Origin of the sequence: Planosporangium spinosum (assembly GCF_049999945.1) — a bacterium.
In the GTDB taxonomy this organism is placed as follows: domain Bacteria; phylum Actinomycetota; class Actinomycetes; order Mycobacteriales; family Micromonosporaceae; genus Planosporangium; species Planosporangium spinosum.
On sequence record NZ_JBLYUB010000043.1, the window covers coordinates 12,696 to 32,841 of the forward strand.

General features: G+C 73.6%; 18 protein-coding genes. 12 read left to right on the forward strand and 6 right to left on the reverse strand.

The annotated features are described in order from the left end of the window. Positions 1–71: 71 nt before the first annotated feature. The 3 genes from ACNTMW_RS32510 (at position 72) to ACNTMW_RS32520 (ending at position 2,823) form a co-directional block, all read left to right on the forward strand. Positions 72–506 (forward strand): protein-tyrosine phosphatase family protein, encoded by a 435-nt coding sequence (locus ACNTMW_RS32510; protein ID WP_426637877.1) that lies wholly within the window; start codon positions 72–74, stop codon positions 504–506. Between the two features lie 174 nt (positions 507–680). Next, positions 681–1,799 carry an endo-1,4-beta-xylanase gene (locus ACNTMW_RS32515; RefSeq protein ID WP_426637879.1) on the forward strand — a complete coding sequence of 373 codons (1,119 nt, stop codon included), beginning with the start codon at positions 681–683 and terminating at the stop codon, positions 1,797–1,799. Positions 1,800–1,929: 130 nt separating this feature from the next. Next, a complete protein-coding gene (locus ACNTMW_RS32520) occupies positions 1,930–2,823 on the forward strand; it encodes a serine hydrolase (RefSeq protein WP_426637880.1) in 894 nt (297 codons plus the stop codon). A 58-nt stretch (positions 2,824–2,881) separates the two neighbouring features. Here ACNTMW_RS32520 and ACNTMW_RS32525 read toward each other — a convergent pair whose 3' ends face one another. Further along, positions 2,882–3,283 (reverse strand): PPOX class F420-dependent oxidoreductase, encoded by a 402-nt coding sequence (locus tag ACNTMW_RS32525; RefSeq protein ID WP_426637881.1) that lies wholly within the window; start codon positions 3,281–3,283, stop codon positions 2,882–2,884. A gap of 92 nt (positions 3,284–3,375) precedes the next feature. Between ACNTMW_RS32525 and ACNTMW_RS32530 the strand changes: the two genes are divergently transcribed. The 3 genes from ACNTMW_RS32530 to ACNTMW_RS32540 are packed head-to-tail and all read left to right on the forward strand — an operon-like array spanning position 3,376 to position 6,181. Beyond that, positions 3,376–3,936: a PadR family transcriptional regulator gene (locus tag ACNTMW_RS32530; protein WP_426637883.1), complete on the forward strand. Its 561-nt coding sequence runs from the start codon at positions 3,376–3,378 to the stop codon at positions 3,934–3,936. Beyond that, on the forward strand, positions 3,933–4,634 hold the full coding sequence (locus ACNTMW_RS32535; RefSeq protein WP_426637885.1) for an ABC transporter ATP-binding protein: 702 nt from the start codon (positions 3,933–3,935) through the stop codon (positions 4,632–4,634). Before ACNTMW_RS32530 ends, ACNTMW_RS32535 begins: the two co-directional genes overlap by 4 nt. After that, a complete protein-coding gene (locus ACNTMW_RS32540) occupies positions 4,631–6,181 on the forward strand; it encodes an FtsX-like permease family protein (RefSeq protein ID WP_426637886.1) in 1,551 nt (516 codons plus the stop codon). The genes ACNTMW_RS32535 and ACNTMW_RS32540 overlap by 4 nt, the downstream gene beginning before the upstream one ends. Positions 6,182–6,190: 9 nt before the next feature. On the opposite strand, the gene ACNTMW_RS32545 is transcribed toward ACNTMW_RS32540, so the two are convergent. From ACNTMW_RS32545 to ACNTMW_RS32555, 3 genes are all read right to left on the reverse strand, one after another. Next, entirely contained in the window at positions 6,191–6,712 is a 522-nt protein-coding gene (locus ACNTMW_RS32545; protein ID WP_426637887.1) for a PH domain-containing protein, read from the reverse strand. Between the two features lie 126 nt (positions 6,713–6,838). Further along, entirely contained in the window at positions 6,839–7,669 is an 831-nt protein-coding gene (locus ACNTMW_RS32550; RefSeq protein ID WP_426637888.1) for a hypothetical protein, read from the reverse strand. A gap of 53 nt (positions 7,670–7,722) precedes the next feature. After that, a complete protein-coding gene (locus ACNTMW_RS32555) occupies positions 7,723–8,406 on the reverse strand; it encodes an RNA polymerase sigma factor (protein WP_426637890.1) in 684 nt (227 codons plus the stop codon). Between the two features lie 180 nt (positions 8,407–8,586). Here ACNTMW_RS32555 and ACNTMW_RS32560 point away from each other — a divergent pair, with 180 nt between their 5' ends. The 6 genes from ACNTMW_RS32560 (at position 8,587) to ACNTMW_RS32585 (ending at position 17,545) form a co-directional block, all read left to right on the forward strand. Further along, complete coding sequence (locus ACNTMW_RS32560; RefSeq protein WP_426637892.1) at positions 8,587–8,772, forward strand: hypothetical protein; 186 nt, start codon at positions 8,587–8,589, stop codon at positions 8,770–8,772. Between the two features lie 291 nt (positions 8,773–9,063). Further along, complete coding sequence (locus tag ACNTMW_RS32565) at positions 9,064–11,025, forward strand: protein kinase domain-containing protein (protein WP_426637893.1); 1,962 nt, start codon at positions 9,064–9,066, stop codon at positions 11,023–11,025. A gap of 317 nt (positions 11,026–11,342) precedes the next feature. Continuing rightward, the gene (locus ACNTMW_RS32570; protein WP_426637895.1) at positions 11,343–12,938 is read left to right on the forward strand and encodes an FHA domain-containing protein; all 1,596 of its coding nucleotides are present in this window, start codon (positions 11,343–11,345) and stop codon (positions 12,936–12,938) included. Between the two features lie 30 nt (positions 12,939–12,968). Continuing rightward, the gene (locus ACNTMW_RS32575) at positions 12,969–13,481 is read left to right on the forward strand and encodes a hypothetical protein (RefSeq protein ID WP_426637897.1); all 513 of its coding nucleotides are present in this window, start codon (positions 12,969–12,971) and stop codon (positions 13,479–13,481) included. Between the two features lie 64 nt (positions 13,482–13,545). Beyond that, complete coding sequence (locus ACNTMW_RS32580; RefSeq protein WP_426637898.1) at positions 13,546–15,663, forward strand: RecQ family ATP-dependent DNA helicase; 2,118 nt, start codon at positions 13,546–13,548, stop codon at positions 15,661–15,663. A 643-nt stretch (positions 15,664–16,306) separates the two neighbouring features. Next, complete coding sequence (locus ACNTMW_RS32585; protein ID WP_426637900.1) at positions 16,307–17,545, forward strand: class I SAM-dependent methyltransferase; 1,239 nt, start codon at positions 16,307–16,309, stop codon at positions 17,543–17,545. Between the two features lie 46 nt (positions 17,546–17,591). Here the strand turns inward: ACNTMW_RS32585 and ACNTMW_RS32590 are convergent, their stop codons facing one another. Further along, positions 17,592–18,173: an O-methyltransferase gene (locus ACNTMW_RS32590; protein ID WP_426637901.1), complete on the reverse strand. Its 582-nt coding sequence runs from the start codon at positions 18,171–18,173 to the stop codon at positions 17,592–17,594. Positions 18,174–18,245: 72 nt separating this feature from the next. Further along, positions 18,246–19,856, reverse strand: a complete 1,611-nt coding sequence (locus ACNTMW_RS32595; protein ID WP_426637913.1) for a DEAD/DEAH box helicase — start codon at positions 19,854–19,856, stop codon at positions 18,246–18,248. Positions 19,857–20,146 lie beyond the last annotated feature (290 nt).

The following is a 20,146-nucleotide window of genomic DNA, read 5'->3' on the forward strand; positions in this document are numbered from 1 at the left end:
CCGCTTCGCGTGGTACATCGGACCTTTTCCCTGCGGTCCGCCTGGGCTCCGGGATGGGCTAGCGTGCGGTCATGGTCGATGGTTGGGACGAGACCGCGCCGGGGGTCCTGCGGTTGCCGTCGGGGCGGCTGGTCCGCGGTCGGGGACTGGGTCGACCGCTGCCGGCCGGACCCCGGCCGACGTACGGGCTGTACCTGCTGGGCAAGCAGCCGCCGGCGGTACCGTGGCGGTCCCGGTGGTTGCGCTGGCCGGACTTCTGGCTGCCGGCCGACCGGATCGACGCCGTCGACGCGCTGCGCGAGGTGTGGATGCTGGCCGGTGCCGAGCGGGTCGAGGTCGCGTGTCACGGTGGCCGGGGGCGTACGGGCACCGCGCTGGCCTGCATCGCCTGCCTGGACGGGGTGCCGCCCAGGGAGGCCGTTGCCTTCGTCCGCGCGCACTACGACCGGTCGGCGGTCGAGATGCCGTGGCAGCGTCGATACGTTGCCCGCTTCGGCCGGCGGTGATCCCCGGCTGTCGGACTCCGGTCGTCGACCATCGTCCGTCGAGTCCCGGTCGGCGACCGCCGGTGGTCGAGCGCCGGACGTCGACGATATTGGCCCTTGCGAATCTCGATAGCGCGGCGGATCCTTACCGGAAACATTCCGGAAATTGCCCGACGTCTATCGAGAGGACGCCGCATGAAGATGACGCGCTCAGCCGCCGCCGGCGCGGTGGCGGCAGCGGTGCTGCTGACCCTCCAGCTCCCCGGAGCGGCTGTGGGCGGGTCGGTCGGCGGTGACCGCGCGCAGCCGGTCGACCAGTCGCTGCGGGCCCTGGGCAACCGCCACGACCTGCGCATCGGTACGGCCGTCGACATGGCGGCGCTCGCGTCCGACGGTACCTACCGCGACCGCACGGCGGCGGAGTTCTCGACCGTGACGCCGGAGAACGTCATGAAATGGGAAGTGGTCGAGCCACAGCGCGGAAGTTTCGACTTTTCCGCCGCGGACCGGCTGGTCGACTTCGCCCGCCAGCACGGCCAGAAGGTCCGTGGCCACACCCTCCTCTGGCACAACCAACTGCCGAAGTGGCTCACCGACGGGGTCGCCGACGGCTCGATCACGGCCGACCAACTGCGCACGATCCTGCGTGACCACATCTTCGCGGAGGCGGGTCACTTCCGCGGCAGGATCTGGCAGTGGGACGTGGTCAACGAGGCGATCAACGATGACGGCACCATGCGGAACACGATCTGGCTCCAGAAGCTCGGACCCGGGTACATCGCCGACGCCTTCCGCTGGGCACACCAGGCCGACCCGCACGCCCTGCTGTTCTACAACGACTACAACATCGAGTTCACCGGCGCCAAGCACGACGCGGCGGTCGCCCTGGTCACGTCGTTGAAGGCCCAGGGCGTACCGATCCACGGCGTAGGGATGCAGGGGCACCTCGGGTTGCAGTACGGCCTGCCGAGCGCCCCGGAGTTGGCGGCCAACGTCAAGCACTTCGCCGACGCCGGCCTGGCCACAGCGTTCACCGAGGTGGACGTCCGGATGCCGATGCCGAACGACGTCTACCGGAGCCAGGCGCAGGCGCAGGGCTACAGCGTCGTCATGCAGGCGTGCCTGCTCAATCCCCGCTGCCTGTCCGTCACCGTCTGGGGCTACACCGACAAGTACTCCTGGATCCCGGGCTGGTTCACCGACCCGCCGCAGGGCGCGGCGAACCTGCTCGACGAGAACTTCGCGGCCAAGCCGGCCTACCAGGCCGTGCGGACCGTCCTCGCGATGTCGACCGGCCCGCGACACCGCTCCTGACCGCGTCGGGCCCGGCGGTGTACCTCCGGTGCGCCGCCGGGCCGGCCGCCTGCCCAGGTAAGGACATCGCGGGATGTAAATCCTGAAAACAGGGGAATACGCCGGCGGTGACCGGGTAGGGCCGGCCGTCGTGATCAGATGGCGCTCCACTGTGGTCGGCCTGGCGATTCTCGCCGCCGTCGGCATCGCGACCGGTCAGAGCCTGCGGTACGTTCCGGCCGCCGGTGCCGCCCTGTGGCGCCCGGTGGATTCGGTGCCGATACCCGTCGCCGGCCGGGCGCCGGTGCCGCCGTCGTCGACCGGGCAGCGGTGGCAGCAGCGGGAAGCTGCTCTCGCCGCGGCGCTGAAACGGTACGACGGCGGCGGCCGCGTCGATCTGGCGGTGGCCGTGGTGGACCGCGCCACCGGTCGGACGTTCAGCTACAACGGTCAACGGCCGTTCCAGACCGCCAGCATCGTCAAGGTGGAGATCCTCGCGGCGCTGTTGCTGGAGAACCAGCCCACCCGGCGGCCGCTCACGGAGGAGGAGAAGCACCTCGCGGCCGACATGATCGAGCGCAGCGACAACGACGCCGCGACGCAACTGTGGAGCCACACCGGCGGCATCGCCCGATGTATCGATGCCTTCGGCCTGACCGCGACCGCGTTGCCCGACGACGACCGCTGGGGGAACACCACCACGACCGCGGAGGACCAGGCCCGGTTGATCAACGCGCTGGCCAGCCCCGCCGGTCCGATCGAGGACGCCGGGTACCTGTTCGGTCTCATGCGCGACGTCGACCGCTCCCAGGGCTGGGGGATCAGTGCCGCGGCCCGGCCGGGTGAGGCGGTCGCGGTGAAGAACGGCTGGATGCCGAGGGAGACCACCCCCGAACGGTGGACGGTCAACAGCGTCGGGCGGATCACCGGCACCGGCACCGACGTCACCGTCGTGGTGCTCTCGCATGGCCACGACTCACTGGAGTCCGGCATCGACCTGGTCGAGGCGGTCGCGAAGCTGACGCGCGGCACGCTCGGCTGGTGAGGCCGGCGACGCCGTCCGGTCCCGCTTCCTCCGTGGCCGGGAGGGGGCGCGGCGGTGCTCAGGCGACGTCACGCCGCGACATGCCGGGGCCGAACCGTTCGATACCCCACGAGATGATCCGGCGCGGGTGGATCCGGATGATGTCGTCGCTGAGGTGGGGCATCGGGGGCGTCGCACCGCGGACGGCCTCCGCCACGCCGCGGATCTCGATGCCGCGTACCCGCCACGGGTCCCGCGACGCCACGTCGTCGACGACGAGGGCGGCCCGGCCGTTGGCCTGCACGTTGCGGAACTTCCTGGTGGTGCCCATGGTGTAGCCGCCGATGTCGATCGTGCCGGTCTCCGGGTTGTACCGGAAACCGACCGGGTTGTTCTGCGGTTCCCCGTCGGGGTCGACGGTGGCCAGGCGTCCGAGACGCTGGGTCGACAGGTACGCGAGTTCGGCCTCGGTGAAGGACATGCCACCAGCCTTCAACCTGAAGCGTGGTTGAGGTCAAGCCGGACGGTGTACTCCACTTGACCAAACTATTCATTCAGTGAATAGTTTGGTCCGTGCCCATCCCGTCCTCGGCCGGTTCGGTGACCGCGCACGTGCTGCTCGGCCTGCTCGCCGCCGGCCCCCGGCACGGATACGAGCTGAAACGCGCCCACGACGAGCGGCTGCCCCGCGCCAAGCCGCTGGCCTACGGGCAGGTGTACAGCACCCTCGGTCGGTTGGAGCGGGACGGCCTGGTCGAGGCCGCCGGTCAGGACCAGGCCGGCGGCCCGGAGCGCACCTCGTACACCCTCACCGCGGCCGGCCGGGCCGAGTTGGCGGCCTGGCTCGGCAGCGTCGAACCGCCCGCGCCGTTCGTCAGCAGCACGCTGCTGGCCAAGGTGGTCGTCGCACTGCTCGTCGCCGATGCCGACGCCGCCCGCGACTACCTGGTCGCGCAGCGCCAGGCACACCTCGACCGGCTGCGGGAGCTGACCGCCGCCAAGACGGCACCCGGTGCTGATCTCGGCACCGTCATCGCGGCCGACTTCGCCATCGTCCACCTCGACGCCGACCTGCGGTGGCTGCGGACCACCCTCGAACGCGTCGCCAGCACCCACGGGGGAGTGCTTTCATGATCTTGCAGGCCCGCGGCCTCGTCCGCTCCTACGGGCTGACGCCGGCCCTGCGCGGCGTCAGCCTCGGCATCGAGGAGGGCGAGGTGCTCGCCGTCACCGGTCCCAGCGGCTGCGGCAAGTCCACCCTCCTGCACTGCCTCGCCGGCATCATGCGACCGGACGCCGGCGAGGTCTGCTACCGCCACCAGCGCGTCGACACGCTCTCCGAGGCAGCCCGGTCCCGGCTGCGCCGCGGCGAGTTCGGTGTGCTGTTCCAGTTCGGTCAGCTCGTCGCCGACCTGACGGCGGCCGAGAACGTCGCGTTACCGCTGATGCTCGCCGGCACGGGGCGGCGAGAGGCGCGTACCGCGGCACTGGCCTGGTTGGCGCGGCTCGGCGTCGCCGACCTGGCCGACCAGCGCCCAGGGGAGGTCTCCGGCGGCCAGCAGCAGCGGGTGGCCCTCGCCCGGGCGCTGGTCACCGAGCCTCGGGTGCTCTTCGCCGACGAGCCGACCGGCGCGCTCGACACGCTCGCGGGTGAGCAGGTCCTGGAGCAGCTCTTCCGGCTCGCCCGCGACCAGCGCACCACCGTCGTGCTGGTCACCCACGAGGCGCGGATCGCCGCGTACGCCGACCGGGAGATCGTGCTGTGCGACGGCGTGGTCGACCCGACGGGCCTGGGCCTGGGCGGCGCGCCGGCTGCCGGGAGCCGGCCGTGAAGCCCGCGGCGGTGGTCCGGCTGGCGCTCGCCGGTACCCGTACCGACACCCTCCGGGTGGTCCTCACGGCGGCGAGCGGGGCGCTGGCCACGGTCATCATGCTGCTCGCCGCGACCGTGCTCGCCATCCCCACGCACCCCTTGCGCGACAACGACGTTTCCGCCACCTATGCCAACCAGTACCGGATTCAACTGCTCGTCGAGCCCGGGTTGCGGGGTGGCACCGCCTTCGCGCTGGTCCTGCTCACGGTCCCGGTGCTGGCGCTGGCCGCCCAGTGCGGCCGGCTCGGCGCCCCGGCCCGCGACCGGCGGCTCGCCGCCATCCGGCTGGCCGGCGCCACGCCGGGGCAGGCGGTCGTCATCGCCGCCGCGGAGACCGGGCTCGCCGCCGCGCTGGGGTCACTGGCCGGACTGGCCGCCTACCTTGCCGGGCGGGTACTCCTGCACCGGCCCGACGCCGAGGGCACGCTGTTGCTGCCCACCGACGTCCTGCCGTCGTGGTGGGGCATCGTCGCGGTCTGCGCCGGCCTGCCGGTGCTCGCGACCCTGATCGCGGCCGGGCTGCTGCGCCGGGTCGTGTTCACCCCGTTCGGCGTCGTGCGCCGCACCCGTACCCGGGCGCCCAGGCCGTGGCCGGTCGCACTGATCGCCGTCGGCGTCGGACTGGTCTGGCTGGCCGTGCCGCTCGGGCGGTGGGTCGAACGGTGGCCCGGGAACCCGGTGGGCCCGGTGCTGACGACCGTCGTGTACCTCGCGGGTCTCACGACCGCGATCGGCGTCGTCGTCTCGACCGGCTCCATCTCCCACGCCGCCGGCCGGCTGCTGCACCGGTACGCGCGGCGGCCGGCCGCGCTGCTCGCCGCCCGCCGGCTCCTGGCGGACCCGTGGTCGGGCAGCCGGACGTTCGCCGTCCTCATGGTGTGCGTGCTGTTCGGCGCGGGCGCGGTGGCGGTGCGGGCCTCGTTCGTCACCGAGTTCGCGACCCGGGAGGCCAGCGCCCGCTGGCAGGCGCGGGCGGCCGGGATTCCCTACGAATCCGTGGAGAACACGAACTTCTACTTCGACTCGCTGAAACTGGTCGACGCGGCGGTCGCGGTCGCGACCGTCCTGGCCGCCGCCGGCATGCTGGTCGCGATCGCGGAGGGCATCGTGTCGCGCCGACGCGAGTACGCGGCGCTGGTCGCCACCGGGGTACCGCGCGGCACGCTCGCCCGGGCCACGCTCTGGCAGGTGTTCGCTCCGGTCATACCCGCCGTGGTGGTGGCGCTCGCCGCCGGGGCCGCGCTGCCCCGCGGCATGGTGGGCGAGTCGCACGCCGGGGGCGGCCGGACGCAGTACTGCGTGGGCGGCTGGGATCAGTGCACGGACCCGGGGTCACCGAACCTGCGCACGATCGACGTGCCCGACTTCGTGCACGCCGTTCCCGTACCGTTCGCGGATCTTGCCCTGGTCGGGGCAGGCGCGCTCCTGGCCGTGCTCGCCGTGGTCGGTGTCGGAATGCTCTTCCTGCGCGGCGCGACCGCGGTGGAGGAACTGCGGACCACCTGACCGCCGCGGCTACGACGCCAGCCGGGGGTCGTGGCCGTCGCGGCTGCGCTCCCGGTAGGCGGTCAGGTGCCGGCGCAGCTCCCGGTACGCGGCGTGGAAGGCGTCCCGCCGGAACGCGAAGTCGATCCCCTGCGCCCACAGCGTCGTCTCGATCGCAGGCCCGTCGTGCGGGTCGAGCTGCACGCTCAGCCCGCCGGCGACCTGGAACCGGCCGATCGAGTGCCGGGTCTCGCGGACGGTGACCCGCTCCACCTCCGCCCACCGCACGGTGCGGGTGCGCAGCAGTCCGCGTACCCGCACGCCCCGGTCGCTGACGTACACGCCCATCCGCAGGATCCGGTACGAGATCAGCACCCAGGCGGCGAAGAGGGCCACGACGAGGGCGATGATGCCGGGCGGGGTCAACGCGAGGCTCGGCCGCAGCGCCCGCTCCGTGGTCCAGCCGAAGAAGGCCAGCCCGAAGAGTTCCCAGGCGACCACGAACCAGCGGCCGGGTCCGGGTGAGTACGGGCGGTGCCAGTGCGTCGTCACCGGACGAGTGTGACAAAAGTGAGTGCCCGCGTACCCGGTCCGTTCGGCCAATTTGCGAAGATCCGACCGGTGCCCGCCACGCCCACCGCGGGGGGGACGATGGGCGTGGCGGTGCTTACCGGCGTCCTAACCGGGGGGATAGGACGCCCGCACCGACCGTGCACGGGGGGAGTCACGGTCGGTGGTCGGGGACGCGGCCATGCTGTGCTGGCCGTACCGGTGGGGATCGGGGTACTGCGGCGGGCTGCCTGGTGGGGTCGGGCCGCCGGAGTCGGGGGACGGGTAGCCGCTGCGGGTGCGCTGCGGGGTCCACCACTCGGCGGCGGGGGTCGGGACGGGCATGGCCGGGGTGAGCAGGCGCGAGCAGTACGACCAGACCCCGGCGTAGCTGCCGGCCGCGGCGACCAGGGAGGCGAACGCGGAGCCGTCGAGACCGACGTGCGTGCCGGCCGTCCGGTTGCGCAGGTCGGCGATGAGGATCCGGCACAGGTTGTCCACCGGCGGCGCGGACGTCGCCACGGCGGGGCGTTGGGCCGACCGGGACGGGGCGGGGGCCGTCGGCACGACGGTGACGCGGCCGGTGGTGGCCGGTGCCGGCGTGGTCGCCACCGGCGCGGCCGGCCGGGCGCCGAACCGTGACGTGCCGTGCAGTCGGTGCAGCCCGCCGGCGGCCAGGGCGGCGCCACCGACGGCGGTCAGCGTGAACGCGGCGGTGAGCTTCACCGTGAGTACCCCCGCGAGGAGGGCCCGCCGTCCGGGCGCGTGAACCGGGGGCCGGTGGGACTGCCGGAAGGCGGCGACGGCCGCTTCCTCCCCGGCCAGTTCGGATCGCCCGCCGGGAGCGGTCGCCGCGGCGAGCAGGTGGACGAGCGGTTCCGGCGCGCCGGGGCACCGGTCGCCGTGCAGGAGCGACTCGGCGGTGCCGCGGTCCACTCCGGGGGTTCGATCTCGTCCCATCCCACGTCCTTTCAGCGTCCGCGACCGGTCTGGTGTTACTCCCTTCCGAAATTTCATCTTTTCCGCAGTTCGACGGCGGTCAGTCGGGCTCGCGGGGCCGGCTCCCCGGCCCGCCCGACGCGCTCGGCGAGCCGGCGCAGCCCGCGGTGGGTCGCGATCCGGACCGCGCCCGACCGCTTGCCGAGGACCTTGGCGGCGGCTTCGGCGGACAGTCCCATCACCGCTCGCAGCATGACCGCCTCGGCCTGGTCGCGGGGCAGGGAGGCGATCAGCGCGACCGCGTTGCCGGTCGACATCGCGTCGAGCGCGCCACCCGCGGTGTCGTCTGTGGACGCCAGATGGACCAGTTCCTCGACCGGTACGTCGGCGCTGGGACGGCGGCGCAGGCGCCGCAGGTGGTCCAGTGCCCGGTGCCGGGCGATGGTGGCGGCCCAGCCGCGGAACCCGTCGAGGCCGCCCTGGAACGCGTGCAGTCCCCGGGTGATCTCCAGCCAGACGTCGGCGGCCACGTCCTCGGCGTCGTCCGGGACGAGCGCGTGGAGGTAGCGCAGCAGGCGTGGCTGTACCTCGCGGTACAGCAGCCGGAACGCGTACTCGTCGCCGCCCTGGGCGGAGGCGATCAGATCGTCGCTGTCCGGGCGGTGGGCGTCACCGGCGCGGTGCACGTGGTCCGGTCCGGTGATCTGCGGTCCACATGCGACCGTGTCGAGGGTCTGGCCGTACTCGCCCCGGGTCACCGGCACCATGATGGGGCAGTTCGAACCCGCTGGGAAGCTTCTCGATGCCCGGACAGGGCAATTTCGGCGCTCCGTGTCTGGATGGTCGCTTTACGTCCGAACCTGGTGCCCGGTATATGAGGTAAGCCCGGATGGCTTTTCGGGGGGTGTGATGCTGTATGTGGCGGGTACGAGAGACGTATGAACACTCCGCGACACGATGACCGGTCGGAGCGGGTCGAGCTACGGACCGGGGCCGACCAGATATGGGAGCCGGTGGACCTGGCCGCGGCCGAGGGCAAGGATCCGACTCCTGAGAACATCGACGACGCACGCCGGGAACTCGAGGAGCTGGGACCGGCGGCGATCGAGAAGACCGTCCCCTGACGGTCGCGCGGCGACCTCTGCCGCCCGCGTCGTCGCATAGCGGCCCGCATCGCCACGGCGCCGCGCGGCGACCTCCGCCGCCCGCGTTGCCGTCCCGGCACCCCCGTTCGCGTGAATCGGGCACCCGTGCCGCCGCGCGGCGGTACCGTACGACGTGGAAGCCCGTCGATGGTCCAGGGGCGTGCGAGCTGCTGTTCGTCGCCCGGTCGGGCCCTGCGACGCCACCCGTTGGCATGTCACCACGGCGGATGTAAATGATTAGCTCTCCGACGATCGGGGCAGGTTGGGCACGTGGATGCGGTCGAGGTGCTCGGGGGTCGGTACCGGCTCGTGGAACGCCTCGGAGCCGGTGGCATGTCCGTCGTCTGGCGCGCCCATGACGAGGTGCTCAACCGGCAGGTCGCGATCAAGGTGCTCGCCGCCACGCTGGCGGCCGACGCCGACTCGCGGGCGATGATCCGGGCGGAGGCGCAGGCGGCGGCCAGGTTGTCCCACCCGCACATCACCGGCGTCTACGACTACGGCGAGTCGACCACCGGGGACGGGGAGACCGTTCCCTACGTCGTGATGGAGCTGATCTCCGGGCGGACCCTCGCGGAGCGCCTGGCCGGCGGGCCGATGCCGTGGCGGGCGGCGCTGCGGGTCGGCGCGGAGGTCGCGGCGGCACTGGCGGCCGCGCACGCCCGGGGACTGGTCCACCGCGACGTCAAGCCGGCCAACATCATGCTCACCGCGTCCGGCGTCAAGGTCGTCGACTTCGGCATCGCCGCCGTCGCCGGCGAAACCGGCGAACCCCGCCCCGACGGCACCGTGCTCGGCACCCCCGCGTACCTCGCGCCGGAGCGGCTGGACGGTGGGCCGGTCCGGCCCGCCAGCGACGTGTACGCCCTCGGGCTGCTGCTGTACCGGGCGCTGGCCGGCGGAATGCCCTGGACCGCCGAGACCACCACCCAGATGATCAACGCCAACGTGCAGGTCGAACCGCGGCCGCTGCCGGCCATCACCGGCCTGCCCGACGGGGTGACCGAGCTGTGCCTGCGGTGCCTGGCGAAGAATCCGTCCGACCGGCCGACCAGCGCGGAGGTGGCCCGTGCCCTTGCCACCGCCGCCGGCATCCGGGTACCGCTGCCGGCCGGTGCCGACGACCCGGAGGACCTGGTACTCGACCCGTCGATGGTCGCGAACGCCCCGGCGGGGCGCTTGCCGGAGCGCCTGCGGCTCGCGGTCGCCGCGCTCTTCGGTGCGGGCATCGACCCCGCGGCCGAGACCGCCATCCTGCCCGGCGCCGTCCTCGACAGTGCCGCCGTCCGTAACGCCCGCCGGCTACGGCGACGGCGGGCGATCCAGGTCGGCGGCGCCACCGCCAGCATCGCGGTCGCCGGCCTCGCCCTGGCCACCTGCGCCGCGCTGCCGGGCGACCGGAGGGCGACACTCGCCATCGCGGCCGACGGGGCCGGTGCCAACCGGGCGCCCTGCGCCGTGCGGTACGTGACGCGGGCCGACACCGGCAGCCGGTTCGACGTCGAACTCAGCATCACCAACAACGAGGCCAAGCCGCTCGACCGGTGGACGCTGCGGTTCGCGTTCGCCGGTGACCAGACGTTGACCGGGGGATCGGCCGGGGAGTGGGCCCAGCAGTCGGACGGCACGGTGACCGTACGCGGCCCGGCCGGCGACCCGTCGCTGGCGGCCGGGGCGCAGCGGACCCTCGACTTCTCGGCCGGGTACCGCACGGCCAATCCGATGCCGACCGCCTTCACGCTCAACGGTGCCGAATGCTCGTACGTGCTGGTCGGTGCGTCGGGCGAGACGCGGACCGGAGGGCCCGGCAGGCAGCCGGCCGGCGGCGGTGAGGTCGAGGCGGCCGGTGGCCAGGGCGGTGCGGATGGGTACCGCGGCGGCGGGCGGCCCGCCCAGGTGACGCGCGGCGGCTCGACCGTCGGCGGGTCGAACCCGGCCGGTGCCGGCCGGGCGACCGGCGGCGCGCCAGCCGGCGGCGGCTCTGCCGGGCACGGTCCGGCCGGCGATGGCTCCCCGGCCGGTGCTCCCACCACCCCGCCCGCCGGTGGGTCCGCTCCTGGTACCGGCGCGCCGACACCGCAGCCCACCGGCAGTGCTCCGGCTCCCGCGCCCAGCCCGGAGCCGACCTCGCCGGTCGCGGGACCGACCGGTACGACCAGCCCGAACCCGGGCGGGGCGAGCCCGTCGTCCGGCTCCAGCCCCGCGCCGGCCGACGCCGGCTCCGGTTCCTGACGGCCGCGTGCGGGTGCGCCCGACCACGGCCGGTTCCTGGCGGCCGCGCACGGGCGCGCCCGACCGCCGCCTATCGCTAGAAAACACCGCCGCCTATCGCTAGAAAACATCGTGAACCAGCGTGAAAAATCATCGTGAACCAGCGTGATCGTCGCTGTCCCGACTTGCCCCGGTGTTCTGCGCGTTCCGGACGTATCCCGATGTATGAGTCGGCGTGGCCGGCCCGAACGGAGCGATCGGAATCGTCGCCATCTACAGACGCGCAGGTAGCACGTCATTTAGGGTGTGGGCAGCGCGCTCGCGAGCGGGAGGTGGCCGTGCGCTTCGAAGTCAACCAGGTAATGGACACCATCGAGCGGCGTCTATCAACCGATATCGTGATGGCCCAGGCCGTGTGCGATCTCGGGGAGATCGTTCGGTACGTCGACCTGGACAGCGGCCGGTCGGCCAACCTGATCCGCGCCGGTATGGTCGTGGACGCCTTCGGGCGCTACCTGCGTGACGGCGGAGCGATGATCTATCCCGTGGCGCCGCGCCAGCTGCTGTCGGAGGCGGCGTTGACCGCCAAGGAACGGATGGTGCTCGGCCGCTGGACCGACGACGGGTTGATCGAGGCCACCCAGGACGCGCCGACCAGGGTGCTGGAGATCGCTGAACTGACCGGGTTGCCCATCATCACCCTGCGCGATTACGCCGAGCTGGCGGCGTCGTACGGCTGGCTGGGCGACGCCCCGCTGCGGGTCCTGACGGTCAGTCCGCGCGGCGGGGGAGCGTTGCTGACCGACGGCGCCGGCGGTACGGGCGGGGTGGTGCGGTCCCGGCCGGGCGACCACGCCGGCCGGTGGCGGGTGGCCGTGGCGGCGGGTGCGCCCAGCGCCGGGCCCGCTGCCCGACCGGAGACCGCCGCGGCGCCCACTGCCCGACCGGAGACCGCCGCGGCGCCCACTGCCCGACCGGAGACGGCTGCCGAGCCCGCCGACGTGGCGGAGGCCGCTGCGTCCACTCCCGCGGCGGAGGCGGCCGAACCTTCCGTGGCCGAGAGCGCCGTCGAGCCGGCGCCGGTGGCGAAGATCGACGGGTCCGACGCGGCGGAGCAGGCCGGTGCGGGATCCGGGACAGCTGAACAGGCCGGTGACGGGGCCGCGGCGGGCGGGAAGGCCGGTGACGGGGCCGCGGCGGACGGTACGAACGGCCACACCTCTGACGCCGGTGAGCACCAGCGGATCTGGCCCGACCCCGCCGCACCGGTGTTCGAGCCGTTGCCGGAGCCGCCGGCCTACCTGCCCGCTCCGAGCCCCACCGGTACCGCGCTGACCGCGCGGGCCTGGCGCTGCGAGGAGTTCGACTGCCCCAGCTTCGGTGCCGGCCGGCGGCTCGGCCAGCCGGTGCCCAGGCTACGCGCCGGTAAGCCGGTCTGTCCGCGGCACGACGAACCCCTGCGCGACATCGGACCGCGCCCGATGTCCGTACCCGTCACTTTGATCATTGACGGCCTGCGGCGCCGCCACTTCGTGGTGATGGCCGACCGTCCCGTGTTCGTCGGCCGGGCACCCGAGGAGCCGGACGCCGTCGAGGTCGGGGAGTGGCTGCACGAAGCGGCGGCGCGGTGGATCAGCCGCACCCACCTGAAGCTGGAGATCACCGACGGTCGGCTGGTCGCGACGGACCTGAGTAAGAACGGCACCCTGGTGTGGGTGCGTTCCGACCCCGGCGACCGGCCGGACACGTACCGGCTGGCCCGCGGCCGGTCCTACCCGCTGGGCGAGTGGGACACCGTCGAGATGTACACCGGTATCGAGCTCGGCCGCGCCGACCGCCGGCCCAAAGGTGTCGACGAGTCGCACGACGAGCCGTACTCGGTACTCACCGACGCGCCCACGTTCGCGATGCGTCAGCTGTCGGCCGACCGCTGACGCGCCGGCCGCGTCGACAGCCTTGCGATCGTGACCGGAGACGAGCAGCACTCAGCGGAGGGTGCGCCGCCCGCCCTGCCCGCGGTCCGACCGGTGCCGACCTGGATCGCTCCGGTCTTCACGGTCCTCGCCCTGGTGACGGTTCCGTGGACGGCTTACCTCGCCGCGACCCTTCCCGACGACATCCGTACCCGCAACTACCGCGTCGCGTGGGTCGGCTTCGACGTCGGCCTGATCGTGCTGCTCCTGCTCACCGCGGTCCTGGCCTACCGCGGGCACCGGCACATGGTGATGACGGCCACCGCGACGGCGACGGCGTTGCTGATCGACGCCTGGTTCGACGTGGTCACCGCGCCCACCGGAGGGGACCTGGCGGTGGCGGTGGCGACCGCGCTGGTCGGCGAGCTGCCGTTGACCTGCCTGTGCGTGTGGATCGCGCTCCAGGTGGACCGGGTAATCGCGCGGCGGCTGCGCCAACTGGAGCGCCGCGCCGAGCAGGGGTCGCGCCCACGATGGCGGTACCGCACCCGGTACCGGGGCTGATCGCACCGCAGCCGGGCGGAACGTCACCGGCTGCTGGTAGAAAGTCCTGGTGGATGAGGCCCGGATGGACGAGCGTGCGGCGACCAGAGATCGGGCCGAGGAGATCCTGCGCGCCCTGGCGGGGCCGGAGGCGACCCTTCGGCCCGACCAGTGGCGCGCGATCGAGGCGCTGGTGCTCGACCGTCGCCGGGTGCTGTGCGTGCAGCGCACCGGATGGGGCAAGTCGGCGGTGTACTTCGTCGCCACGGCCCTCCTGCGCCGGACCGGCGCCGGGCCGACCGTGATCGTCTCGCCGCTGCTGGCACTGATGCGCAACCAGGTGGACGCGGCGGCGCGGGCCGGCATCGTCGCCCGCACGATCAACTCCGCCAATCTGGAGGAGTGGGAGCAGATCAACGCCGAGGTGCACGCCGGTACGGTGGACGTTCTGCTGATCAGTCCCGAGCGGCTCAACAACCCCGATTTCCGCGACGGTGTCCTGCCCAAGCTCGCGGCCACCACCGGCCTGCTCGTCGTCGACGAGGCGCACTGCGTCTCCGACTGGGGCCACGACTTCCGCCCCGACTACCGGCGGCTGCGTACCCTGCTGGACGAACTGCCCACGGGTACGCCGGTGCTCGCCACGACCGCCACCGCCAACGCCCGGGTGACCACCGACGTCGCCGAGCAGTTGGGCGACGCACTGGTCCTGCGCGGCACGCTCGACCGGGAGTCGCTGCGGCTGGGCGTGCTCGCCCTGCCCGACGCCGCGCACCGGCTGGCCTGGCTTGCCGACCACCTGGCCGAACTGCCGGGCTCCGGCATCGTGTACACCCTCACGGTCGCCGGGGCGCAGGAGACCACGGCGTTCCTGCGGGCGCGGGGGTACCCGGTGGCGTCCTACACCGGGCAGGCCGAGGACGCCGACCGGCGCGCCGCCGAGGCCGACCTGCTCGACAACCGGATCAAGGCGTTGGTCGCGACGTCGGCGCTCGGGATGGGTTTCGACAAGCCCGACCTCGGCTTCGTCGTGCACCTGGGCGCGCCGTCCTCGCCCATCGCGTACTACCAGCAGGTCGGCCGGGCCGGGCGGGCAGTGCGCAGCGCCGACGTGCTGCTGCTGCCCGGCCGCGAGGACGAGGCGATCTGGCGGTACTTCGCCGCGCTCGGGTTCCCGCCCGAGGAGCAGGTACGCGCCACCCTCGACGCCCTCGCGGGCTCCGACCGGCCGCTGTCCACCCCGGCCCTGGAGGCCCGTGTCGACCTGCGCCGCAACCGGCTCGAACTGATGCTCAAGGTGCTCGACGTGGACGGCGCGGTGCGGCGGGTACGGGGTGGCTGGGTCGCCACCGGTGCCCCGTGGCGGCACGACACGGCCCGGTACGAGCGGGTCGCGGCGGCCCGCGCCGACGAGCAGGCCGCCATGCGGGAGTACGCGACGACCGCGAGCTGCCGGATGGAGTACCTGCGCCGGTGCCTCGACGACCCCGAGGCCGCCCCGTGCGGCCGCTGCGACAACTGCGCCGGTGCGTGGTACCCGTCGGGTGTCTCGGCCGAGGCGCTGACCGCCGCGCAGGCGCACCTCGGCCGGGTCGGGGTGACCGTCGCACCCCGGCAGTTGTGGCCGACCGGGCTGCCCGCGGTCGGCGTGCCGCTGTCCGGGCGGATACCGGCGGGCGAGCAGGCCGGGCCCGGCCGGGCCCTGGCGCGCCTGTCCGACCTGGGCTGGGGCGACCGGCTGCGACGCCTGCTCGCCGACGACGCGCCGGACGGGCCGGTGCCCGACGACGTCTACGCCGGGGTGGTGCGGGCGTTGGCGGACTGGGCGCGCGGCGACGACCCGTGGCCGGCCCGGCCCGCCGGCGTGGTGAGCGTGCCGTCCCGCCGCCGCCCGCACCTGGTGGGCGACCTGGCGGCGCGGATCGCGGCGACCGGCCGGTTGCCGCTGCTCGGCTCGGTGGCCCGGGTCGGCGGTGCCGCCTCCTCCGGCGTGCGGGGCAACAGCGCCCAGCGGGTACGGTCCCTGCACGGCGCGTTCGCCGTGCCCGCGGAGCTGGCGGACCGGCTGGCCGGGCTCGACGGCCCGGTGCTGCTGGTCGACGACCTGATCGACTCGGGCTGGACGGCGGCCCTCGTCGCGCAGGTGCTGCGCCGGGCCGGCGTGCCGGACGTTCTCCCGTTCGCCCTGGGGCTCGCCGGCTGACCGGGTGGGCCGCCGGCCGTCCGGGTGGGCCGCCGGCTCGGATGGGCTGTCCGGTCGGTATCAATGTGGTTAAATCCAGCTACCGGCCGCCGGGCATCCGGGATGCCGCCGTACCGGTGCCTGCCCAGTTAGCGGCGCATCGTATGCGTGGCACAGGTCCCGGTCAATAGCTGACGGCGAGGACAAAACGATGAACCGCCGATGACATTGCCCCGCACACTTGGCTCCACAGGCAAGTGGGAGGGAATACGGGGAATGGCGACGACGAGGCGGGTGATCTGTCAGCACACCACGGGGGGCCGGGACGCGACCTGGACGCGCTCCGGCCACGGGGACGGCTGACGCCGGCGACGGCGGGCACCCGACGGGTGCCCGCCGTCAACGCTGCCGGCCACTGGATCGCCCGGCAGGGTCGCCCGACCAGCCTGTTCAGCCACCTCGCCGGCGTACCCGTGGGGCCGGACACGCTGCTCGCCGATACCGCCGCGGCGTTGGTGCGCGCGCTGGCCGGGTGGCCGGGCTCCGGCCGTACCCGCCGGCTCCGGCGACCGTCGTGCCGGCGGGCCGCGGCAGGCGGGCGCACCGGCGGGCTGACCGCGGGGCGCGGGCGCGACCCGGACCGTCGCCATGACAGGCTGAGAGGGTGCCGGATTCGCTCGATGCCGCCCTGACCGAAGTGCGTAACCTGTTGCTCGACCCCGACCGGCTGGTACGTGCCGTGGCCGCCGGTCGTCGGCGGGGCACCCAGCCGCGATGGCAGCGGGTGGAGTTGCGCCCCGTCGCGTTGAAGTCCGGCGGCCAGTTGCAGGTCGTCTCCGACGACGGCGTCCGGCCGTTCACCCGCAACGTGGCCTGGGGTGACGCCGCCGCGGAGTCGGTCGACCGGCTGCTGGCCGAGCCGTTCGGAAACTGGTACGTGGAGAGCGCCGACGGCGTCCTGCAACTACGGGTGACCAAGCGCGGCGAGGCGCAGGTGCACCGGGCCGCGCCGGTCGCCGGTGGCCCGGCGACCACCGGAGCGCCGACCACCGGAGCGTCGACCACCGGAGCGCCGACCGCCGCCGCGCACGACCGCGCCGCGGCCCACCTGCTCGACCCCGGCGACCCGCTGTTCGACGTGATCGGGGGCAACGCCGCGAAACGCCGGCAGGTCGACGCGTTCCTGCGGGCGCTGGCCGCGACGCTCGGCGAGGAGGAACTGCCGCAGCCGCTGCGCGTGGTCGACCTCGGCTGCGGCAACGCGTACCTGACGTTCGCGGCGTACCGGTACCTGTCCGCCCGGGGCGTGGACGTCCGGCTGACCGGGGTCGACGTACGGTCCGACCAGCGCGTCCGCAACGCCGGGATCGCCGCGCGCCTGGGCTGGTCGGATCATGTCGACTTCGTCGCGGGCACGAACCTGGAGGCGCCGGTGGCGGGGGCGGACGTGGTGCTCGCGCTGCACGCCTGCGACACCGCCACCGACGAGGCGCTGGCCCGCGCGGTGGGGTGGGGAGCGCGGTGGGTACTCGCCGCGCCCTGCTGCCACCACGACATCGCCGCCCAGTTGCGCGCCGGCTCGGCGCCCGACGGGTACCGGCCGCTGACCCGTCACCCGATCCTGCGCGAGCGCTTCGCCGACGTGCTCACCGACGCGCTCCGGGCGGCGCTGCTGCGACTGCACGGGTACCGGGTCGAGGTGGTCGAGTTCGTCGGATCGGTACACACGCCGCGCAACCTGCTGCTGCGGGCCAGGCATACCGGTGCCCCCGCGACACCGCGGCTACGCGCCGAGTACGACGCGCTGGTGGGCCAGTGGGGCATCACCCCGGCCCTGGCCCGGCTGCTCGGGCCGGTGCCCGACGCGCCCGGGCCGGTCCCCGAGGTGCTCGGATCCGAGTGAGTCGCCGTCCCGTGCGGACACGCGGCGGCGCTCGGACCCGGGGCGCTCAGTGGCGGCGCCAGGCCAGGTGCAGGCCCTTGCCGACCGGGATCGTCGCCATTTCGAACCGGCCGTCGGCGGCGAGTAGCGCCAGGAACGGCGCGGCTTCGTCCGGGTGCGACAGTACGTTGTCGACCGCGAGCACGCCGCCCGGCCGTACGACGCGGGCCGGGTGCGGCCACCAGTTCGGGTACTCGACCCGCTCGGAGTCCAGGAACAGCAGGTCGACGCTGTCGTCGGCGAGTCCCGCCAGGAACTCGCCGCCGTCTGCGCGCTCCAGCCGTACCCGGTCGGCGAGGCCGGCGCGCTCCAGGTTGGCGGCCGCGGCGTCCATCGGCCCGAGGTCCACGCTCACGGCGCTGCCTCCGGTGTCGGTCAGCGCCTCCGCGAACCAGATCGCCGAGTACCCGTTGCTGGTCCCGATCTCGACCACGGTCCGGGCCCGGAGTGCGCGGGTGAGCAGCGCCAGGAGGGCGGCGGTGGGCGGTTCGAGATTGCGTCGCCGCCGCAGCCGGTCCGGCTGACCGGCGTCGTGGTCCCGGCCCTCGGCGTAGAGGCTGTCCAGCAGGTCACGTACCTGGTCGTCCATGGAGTGATTGTGGCCGCCGGGGACGACGAAGGGGTGGTCCCGGCCGGGACCACCCCTTCGTCGTTGTCTAGATCACTCGCTGTCGGCGGTCGCCACGCCGGCGCCGCTGCGGCGACCGCGCCGGCGCCGCCGCGGGCGCTTGGCCGGCTCGCCCTCGTCGGCCGAGCGGACCGTGGTCACAGTGGACGCCTCGACGGCGGCGGGAGCCGAGGCACCCGGCTCGACCCGCCGGCGGCGCCGGCGGGGCGCCGACGATCCGGACTTGTCGTCGGTCCGCGTCGCGGAGGCCGTACTCGGGGCGTCGCCCCGGCGACCGCCACGGCGGCCACCCTTCTTGCCCTCTACGTCCTCCAGCCGCTCGGCCGCCAGGCCGGCACGGGTCCGGTCGGCCGTGGGCAGCGTGCCCGTGACCTCCTTGGCGATGCCGAGGTCGGTGTAGAGGTGGTCGGAGGTGTGGTAGGTCTCCGGGGGCTCCGACATGTCCAGCCCCAGCGACTTGTCGATCAGCCGCCAGCGGGGCATGTCCTCCCAGTCGACGAACGTGACCGCGACGCCCGTCGCGCCGGCCCGGCCGGTCCGGCCGATGCGGTGCGTGTAGGTGTCGGCGTCTTCCGGGCAGTCGTAGTTGACGACGTGGGTGACGCCGGCGACGTCCAGCCCGCGGGCGGCGACATCGGTGGCCACCAGTACGTCGATCTTTCCGGCGCGGAAGGCGCGCAGCGCCCGCTCCCGGGCACCCTGGCCCAGGTCACCGTGGACCGCCGCGACGGCGAAGCCGCGGAAGTCCAGCTCTTCGGCCACCTTGTCGGCGGCGCGCTTGGTCCGCGTGAAGATCATGGACAGGCCACGCCCCTCGGCCTGCAGGATCCGGGCGACCATCTCGACCTTGTTGAGCGGGTGGGCGCGGTAGACCACCTGCCGGGTCAGCGGCGAGGGGCCGGTGCGGTCGTCGTGCTGGGCGTGGATGGTCACCGGCTGGCGCATGAACCGGCGGGCCAGCGCGACGATCGGGTCCGGCATGGTCGCCGAGAACAGCATCGTCTGCCGGTCGTCGGGCAGCATCGCCAGGATCTTCTCGACGTCGTCGAGGAAGCCCAGGTCGAGCATGCGGTCGGCCTCGTCGAGCACGAGCGCCCGGACCCGGTCCAGCCGCAGTTGCTTGCTCTTGGCCAGGTCGAGCAGGCGACCCGGGGTGCCGACGACGATCTCGACACCGCGCTTGAGCGCCTCGGTCTGCGGCTCGTAGGCCACCCCGCCGTAGAGGGCCAGGACCCGCACACCGCGGGTACGGCCGGCGGCGTCGAGGTCGCGGGCGACCTGGATGCCCAGTTCACGGGTGGGTACGACGACGAGCGCCTGGGGCAGGCCGTCGGCGCCCTCGTCGGGTGCGACGGCGCGCTGCAGCAGCGGCAGGCCGAAGCCGAGCGTCTTTCCGGTACCCGTCGGCGCCTGGCCGATCACGTCGGCCCCGCGCAGCGCGATGGGGAGAGCGTGTTCCTGGATCTTGAAGGCCCGGGTGATGCCGATCGCCTCGAGGGCGGCGACCGTCTCGGGGCGGACGCCCAGTTCGGCGAAGGTCGGGCTCGCGGCGTCGGCCGGAGCGGGGGAGGAGGCGAGATCGGTCTCGGCCGGGTCGGCGCCCGTCGCGGCGCCGGTCACGTCGACATGGGCCGACGGATTCATCGTGGGTTCGGTCGTGGCCGCGGTTTCGGCCGTATTGGCTTCGTCAATGTTCATCAAGTTTTTGGGGTGTCTCTCTCGCGGGAGCGCCCCGACTTGACGGGTGCGCTCGGATGTGTTGGCGCGCGCCACGGGCGACAGTGAAATCGCGGGCCGCGCGCTCGCTGGACGCAACAGGTCACAGCGAAAGTGGTACTGATGCTATCACCAGGCGCTGACCTGCTCACTTGCGTGGATTTGAACTCCGTCGCGGTATTGCGGGACCGCTACCACGCTCGATCTACCGATTGTCG

Coding starts and splice junctions, on each gene's coding strand:
- ACNTMW_RS32590 (WP_426637901.1), bottom strand. CDS start 18,173: ATGGACGACCAGGTACGTGACCTGCTGGACAGCCTCTACGCCGAGGGC.
- ACNTMW_RS32595 (WP_426637913.1), bottom strand. CDS start 19,856: ATGAATCCGTCGGCCCATGTCGACGTGACCGGCGCCGCGACGGGCGCC.
- ACNTMW_RS32525 (WP_426637881.1), bottom strand. CDS start 3,283: ATGTCCTTCACCGAGGCCGAACTCGCGTACCTGTCGACCCAGCGTCTC.
- ACNTMW_RS32580 (WP_426637898.1), top strand. CDS start 13,546: ATGGACGAGCGTGCGGCGACCAGAGATCGGGCCGAGGAGATCCTGCGC.
- ACNTMW_RS32515 (WP_426637879.1), top strand. CDS start 681: ATGAAGATGACGCGCTCAGCCGCCGCCGGCGCGGTGGCGGCAGCGGTG.
- ACNTMW_RS32510 (WP_426637877.1), top strand. CDS start 72: ATGGTCGATGGTTGGGACGAGACCGCGCCGGGGGTCCTGCGGTTGCCG.
- ACNTMW_RS32550 (WP_426637888.1), bottom strand. CDS start 7,669: ATGGGACGAGATCGAACCCCCGGAGTGGACCGCGGCACCGCCGAGTCG.
- ACNTMW_RS32535 (WP_426637885.1), top strand. CDS start 3,933: ATGATCTTGCAGGCCCGCGGCCTCGTCCGCTCCTACGGGCTGACGCCG.
- ACNTMW_RS32560 (WP_426637892.1), top strand. CDS start 8,587: ATGAACACTCCGCGACACGATGACCGGTCGGAGCGGGTCGAGCTACGG.